The following is a 6,198-nucleotide window of genomic DNA, read 5'->3' as shown; positions in this document are numbered from 1 at the left end:
GCCAAGGTAAAATTCACCGCTTATGATTTTGCCATTTATGGAGGACTGGATGGCGTGGTCGAAAAAATCTCCGCCGACACCATTCAAGATGAAGAGGGCAACAGCTTCTACATTGCCCGCATCAAAACAAATAAAAATCATCTTGGAACCCAGCAGGATCCACTTTATCTCTTGCCGGGGATGACGGCGACAGTGGATGTGGTGGTCGGAAAACACACCATTTTGGACTATCTGCTGAAACCCATTATCAAAGCAAAAGATTTGGCGCTCAGAGAATCTTGATACGGTCTTTGCCCGCACTACTGGCTAACTTGCCAACACACTAAAATAACAGGGTCTCTACCGACACAAACTGCCGGTAAAGGTCTTAAAATAATTGGATCGGAGCACTCATGACACAGTTGTTACTTTTCGTACAGGATCCACATGCACTCAAAAGCTGGTCGAAAGCTACCGAATTCACGAAACGGGTTCTCTACACCCTAGACGTGCAACCCGGTGAGCTGGATACCCAAGCGTCACTTTTACTGATTCAACTCCCCAGCGATGCCATGGAACAGGCCAAAGTTGAAAAGCTGATTCAGATGGGCTTTGAGGTGATTCTGTTTTCCAATACGCCCTCAGCGACCGAAGGTGTCCAGTGGTTTCAAAAGGGCATTAAAGGCTATATGAACACCTTTGCGCAAGCCGAACGTATTGCGCAAGCCATCGAAACAGTGCAGACCGGCAATATCTGGTTAGGGCAAAGCGTGATGCAATCGCTTGTCCAAGCCGTTTCAAAGCGCGCGACACCTAAAAGTACCGCCTGGAAGTCGCGCTTGTCAGAGCGCGAAATCGAAGCGATGGAATGGGTACTGCTTGGTAAAAACAACCAAGAAATCGCTGAGGCGATGCATATCAGTGAACGCACTGTGAAAGCACATATGCATAACCTCCTTGAAAAACTAGAGGCCAAAGACCGCTTAAATCTTGTGATTAAAGTCCAAAACTGGTCCGCTTAACCGCACTTTAAACATGGGTACGAAAGTACCTTCATCTAACGAAAAGAAAGCACTATGAACAAAAACAACTTAAAAATCAAAGCACTGTCCGCCATTTCCGTGGTTTGGCTGACATTTTCATCCCAGCCGTCTCAAGCCATGGACATCAAAGAAGCCATTGAAGACGCCATTATCCATAATCCGGAGTTTCGTCAACAGGTCAAGGGCTATCGCGCCATTGAAGCGGAAGTCCGTGGCGCTCAGAGCGGTTATTATCCCAAGCTGGATATTTTGGCCGGCTATGGTTATGAAGAAATCGACAAACCCGGATTGAACAACCAAGGCGACGGCTTGATGCGCCGCGAGGCTCAGATTCTATTAACGCAAAACCTCTTTGAGGGGTTCGGCACGCAAGATGAAGTGGCACGCCAGAAATACCGTCTGGATGCTCAAGCGTATCAGGCCATTACCACCGCCAATGACATCGCGCTGGAAATGGCGCAGGCCTATGTCAACCTGTTGAAAGAGCAAGAGCTGCTCAAACTGGCGCAAGACAATCTCGACACCCACATCAAACTCTATGATCAGATTAAAAAGCGTACTGAAGCCGGTATCGGTAATCAGGTGGAGGTGGATCAGGCCGAGGCGCGATTGGCCTTAGCGCAGTCCAATGTCGGCGCGGCCGAAAACAACTATTTTGATGCCCGCGCCAAGTTCTGGCGCGTATTGGGACGCCAGCCGGAGAACGACCTGCTCAAGCCCCAGTTCACCGCCAAACTGCCCAAGAGCGTTGATGAAGCCACCAATATCGCCTTAGCGGATCACCCCACCTTGAAATCGGCGCAAGCCGATATTGCCGAAGCGCGTATGCAATACGAGGCTTCTGCCAAGAATTATTACCCAAAAATTGATCTGGAAGTCGGCCAGCGACTCGACCACAACATTGACGGCATTGAAGGCGAAAACAACAACCTGCAAGCGATGGTCGTCATGTCTTACAACCTCTATAACGGTGGTCGAGATGCCGCCACACGCAAACAAACGTCCAGCCAATATCACCAAGCCACGGAAATTCGCAACAACACGCGCCGTCAGGTGATTGAAAATCTGCGTTACGCTTGGAACGCCAATGAGTTCATCGGCAGCCAGCTCGAATATGTCAACCAGCACATCAAGCTGACGCATGAGACGCTGCTAGGCTACCGCAAGCAATTCAGCTTAGGGCGTCGCTCGTTACTCGACTTACTGAACACCGAGAATGAATACATGTCCGCCATTCGAACCCTGATTACCAACGAGGCCGAACAGCTAAATGCCAAATACCGCATTCTGGCCGGAATGGGACATCTATTGCCTGAATTGGGCATTGAATACAGCTTTATCGCCGCGGAAGAAGAACATACCGAAGAATAACCGCACTGGCCACTCTATAAGTCCCGATTCCGGGGCTTTTTTATCCGCCCACCTCGATGGTATAAGCTTGAATTAACTGCCCCACGCCCATCAGCACCACCAACGCCCCTGCACTGCGCCGCACCCAGAGATTACGAGACAAACGGGTAAAGAAAAACACAAAGGTGCCCATCAGCATCAAATTCGGCAGGGTACCCAAACCAAACGCCAGCATCACCAAAGCGCCTTCCATCGCGCCACCGGCGGTTAACGCCATAATCAGCATACTGTAGACCAGCCCGCAAGGCAGCCAGCCCCATACCAGCCCATATAGCCAGGCCTGGGGAATCGAGCGAATCGGGATCATTTTTTGCGTAAGGGGCGCCAGTCGTTTCCAGATACCTTGACCGCCCTTTTCAATCACAATCAGCCCATTCCACCAACCGCCTAAATAAAGTCCTAACACCACCATAAACAGCCCAGCCACCACTTGCAATGTTTGCTGCAACGGTAAAAAGGTCGCCAAGGAGGTTAAGGAATGGCCGAGGAAGCCAAACAGAGCGCCGATCAATGCATAACTGCTGATCCGCCCCAAGTTATAACCCAACTGATACGGTAGCATCCGCCACCAACTCAGCTGCACCTCCGGTTTTAAGTTAAAGGTCAGGGCGCCCACCACCCCGCCACACATTCCCAGACAGTGCACCCCCCCCAAAAAGCCGACAATTAAGGCGGTAAGATAAATGGATTCGGTCATTTAGCGTGTCTTATCCAGGCTGCGATAGGCAATGGCTTCGGCCACATGCGGTACCGTGACATCGGCGCTGGCGGTCATGTCCGCCAGCGTACGAGCCACACGTAAAATGCGGTGATAAGCCCGCGCCGACAGGCCGAGGCGATCCATGGCCTGCGCCAGCAACTGCTTGGAAGTGGCATCCAATTCAACTTGACGTTCCAATTGTTTTGGGCTGAGATGACTGTTAAGACAACCTTGTCTGTGGATTTGGCGATTTTGGCATTCAATGACCCTTGCGCGAACTTGCGCACTGGTTTCCGCATCGGCCTCCGGTGCACCGCTCAAGGCGGCGAAATCGACGGGCGGAACCTCTAGATGGCAATCGATCCGATCCAACAAAGGGCCGGAAATTTTTTGACGATAGCGGTGCACCTGTTCAGGGGTATCATGACAGCGACCCAAGGGATCATCAGGAAAAAATCCGCTCGGGGTTGGGTTCATTGCGCAGACGAGCTGCACCTTGGCCGGATAAGTGACTTTTTGGTTCACCCGCGCAATTTCGACCTCACCGGTTTCTAGAGGCTCGCGCAAGGCCTCCAGAACCGCACGGTTAAATTCCGGCAACTCATCCAAAAACAGCACGGAACGATGTGCCAGCGACACCGCACCCGGCTTGGGATGGCCTCCCGAACCGCCGCCGACCATCGCCGCCGCTGTGGCGGTATGGTGAGGTTGTATCAACTGGCGCTGACAAAAGCGGGCAACGTCAATCGACTTGCCCGCCACGGAATGGATCGAAGCCACTTCAATCGCCTGCTCCAGCGGCAAGTCCGGCATGAGCGACACCAATCGCGAAGCCAGCATACTTTTGCCCGAACCCGGCGGCCCAATCATTAACAATGAATGGCCGCCGGAGGCACAGACCTCCAGTACCCGTTTCGCTTGGTGCTGACCACGAATGTCGGCCAGATCCTGAGACACCGGCTGCGGCTGATACGCCACCCGTTCTGGCAAAGCCAGTTCAAAAGTCGTGTCGGTGAGAAAACGGCACACAGACAATAAATTGTCTGCCCCCAGAACAGAGGCACCCTCCACCAACCCAGCCTCCGCCAAATTGGCCAGAGGCACAATCAGAGTGCGCCCAGCCTGTTTGGCTTGAATCACCGCTGGCAACACCCCCGGAACCGCTCGTAATTCACCGTTCAAGCTTAACTCACCCAACCACTCGATCTCGTTCAAGTCTCGTTGCAAGGGCAACTGACCGGTTGCCACCAGCACCCCAAGCGCAATCGCCAGATCATAGCGCCCGCCCTGTTTGGGAATGTCGGCCGGTGCCAGATTAATGGTGATACGCTTGGGTGCCATCTCAAAGCCGGAACTGATCACCGCACTGCGTACCCGATCTTTGCTTTCTTTTACCGACGTTTCAGGCAGGCCAACCACCGACAACCCCGGCAAGCCGTTTGTGGCGTGCACCTCGACTTCCACCTGAGGCGCTTGCACACCGTTCAGGGCACGGGAAAACAAGGTGGCGTAATGTCCGGCTGTTATCATGGCGAATTAAGCGTCCTCGGAAGGCTGTGACGGGCGAGGATGCTCCGTCCGAGCTTCCAGGTCTGCCACTTGTTTTTCCAAGGCGTCCAATTTGGCGCGCAATTTGGCCAAAACGCCGGTCTGCACATCAAATTCCTGACGGGAGACCAAATCCATTTTTTCCAACCCGCTGGCCAGTGTCTGCTTCATATTCTGCTTCAGGTTTTCAGGCATTTCGCCCAGGCCTGGCGGAATCCACTGCGTCAAGGCTTCCACCAATGAATCTAACTGTTTTGACTGCATTACGCGACCTCCAACGGTCTTAACAAAAATAATTAAAAATACTATACTGTATCTGCAAGCGCATTTCTATAAACCCGACGTGCATTCTATTGTAAAATGCAGAACAGTCATGCTTTACAAAGCGTTCACAGTGCTTTGGAAGTTTCTTCAATGTTTGTTCCATAGGAAGCCAGGATGTTGCTCGATATCAAAGATGCCCCCGAAAAAGCCCAGCGTATTTTCGTTCAACTGATCGACATTTTCGAAGAACAGGGCATCAACCCCAATCCGCTGAACTATTTTATTTGGTATCAATATTACAAAGGCGACCATCCCAAATTTCGGCAGGAAATGGACAGCGCTCTCCAAGACCCCTTCGGCTACAACGACCGTTTAGGGCGGCGACTCTACGACGAATATTTTGCGGATGACGAAAGCGGCAACGACTTTGACCGCGCCTTCAAACGCCTGATCAATCTGGTCGTCAAGCGCATGAATGCTTGGAGCGACAAACTCGAACAACATACGCAGGAACTCGACAACTACACCAACACCCTATCCACACAAGACATGGATGCGGAAACCCTGAAAGAACTCACCCACTCGGTATTGAATACGGCTTCGTCGATGAAAAAATCCAGCGAAGAATTCCAACGTGAAATGATGGACAGTAACGACGAAATCATTCGCCTTCGCAAAGAACTCATTGAAGCGCGAGCCGAAACCTTGACCGACGAACTCACCGAAATCGGCAACCGCAAAGCGTTTAATAATGCCATTCAGGATCTGTCAGACGAAATGAAAGACACCCCGGAAAACCTGACCCTCATTCTCACCGACATCGATCACTTCAAACGCTTTAACGATACTTTCGGGCATCTGGTGGGCGACAGTGTTTTACGCTATTACGCCAACCTGATGAAAAAATCCAAGGGCGACACCGAAACCATCTGTCGCTACGGCGGTGAAGAATTCGCCATCCTCCTCTCTCACACCGGACTGGAAGAGGCCGCCAAACGCGCCGAAAGCGTTCGTCATGCCTTGGAACACGCCAAACTCAAGCGTAAGGATTCCGAAAAAACCCTGGGCACCATCACCGCTTCGTTTGGCGTCGCCGCCTATCGCGGCCTGGATAACGAAACCCTGGAGGAGTGGATCAAACGCGCCGACGATGCCCTCTACCAAGCCAAATCCAATGGCCGCAATCAAGTGGTGACGGAAATCGAACTGGAAGCGGAAACCGAGGCAAAAAAATAACCTCGGAAAACCTGACCC

7 protein-coding genes are annotated in these 6,198 nt (G+C 52.0%); 4 read left to right on the top strand and 3 right to left on the bottom strand.

What is annotated here, in order from left to right; all coding sequences use genetic code 11:
* The 3 genes from ACP5D0_RS06995 to ACP5D0_RS06985 all read left to right on the top strand — a co-directional run.
* Nucleotides 1–282 (top strand): beta-barrel domain-containing protein (locus tag ACP5D0_RS06995; protein WP_472364948.1); only part of this gene is annotated, 282 nt, incomplete at its 5' end.
* Between the two features lie 110 nt (nt 283–392).
* The gene (locus ACP5D0_RS06990; protein ID WP_472364947.1) at nt 393–1,001 is read left to right on the top strand and encodes a response regulator transcription factor; all 609 of its coding nucleotides are present in this window, start codon (nt 393–395) and stop codon (nt 999–1,001) included.
* Nucleotides 1,002–1,055: 54 nt separating this feature from the next.
* Complete coding sequence (locus ACP5D0_RS06985) at nt 1,056–2,393, top strand: TolC family outer membrane protein (protein WP_472364946.1); 1,338 nt, start codon at nt 1,056–1,058, stop codon at nt 2,391–2,393.
* Between the two features lie 40 nt (nt 2,394–2,433).
* On the opposite strand, the gene ACP5D0_RS06980 is transcribed toward ACP5D0_RS06985, so the two are convergent.
* Genes ACP5D0_RS06980 through ACP5D0_RS06970 form a run of 3 tightly spaced genes read right to left on the bottom strand, consistent with a single transcriptional unit; the run spans nt 2,434 to nt 4,944 of the window.
* Nucleotides 2,434–3,129: a sulfite exporter TauE/SafE family protein gene (locus tag ACP5D0_RS06980; protein ID WP_472364945.1), complete on the bottom strand. Its 696-nt coding sequence runs from the start codon at nt 3,127–3,129 to the stop codon at nt 2,434–2,436.
* Nucleotides 3,130–4,662: a YifB family Mg chelatase-like AAA ATPase gene (locus ACP5D0_RS06975; protein WP_472364944.1), complete on the bottom strand. Its 1,533-nt coding sequence runs from the start codon at nt 4,660–4,662 to the stop codon at nt 3,130–3,132.
* Nucleotides 4,663–4,668: 6 nt separating this feature from the next.
* On the bottom strand, nt 4,669–4,944 hold the full coding sequence (locus ACP5D0_RS06970) for an accessory factor UbiK family protein (protein WP_472364943.1): 276 nt from the start codon (nt 4,942–4,944) through the stop codon (nt 4,669–4,671).
* A 174-nt stretch (nt 4,945–5,118) separates the two neighbouring features.
* Between ACP5D0_RS06970 and ACP5D0_RS06965 the strand changes: the two genes are divergently transcribed.
* The gene (locus ACP5D0_RS06965; protein WP_472364942.1) at nt 5,119–6,180 is read left to right on the top strand and encodes a GGDEF domain-containing protein; all 1,062 of its coding nucleotides are present in this window, start codon (nt 5,119–5,121) and stop codon (nt 6,178–6,180) included.
* The last annotated feature ends 18 nt before the right edge of the window (nt 6,181–6,198 follow it).

Source organism: Hydrogenovibrio sp. (genome assembly GCF_049975065.1).
Classification (GTDB): domain Bacteria; phylum Pseudomonadota; class Gammaproteobacteria; order Thiomicrospirales; family Thiomicrospiraceae; genus Hydrogenovibrio.
Note: the sequence above shows the minus strand (reverse complement) of the source record. Positions and strands in the feature narration are given on the sequence as shown.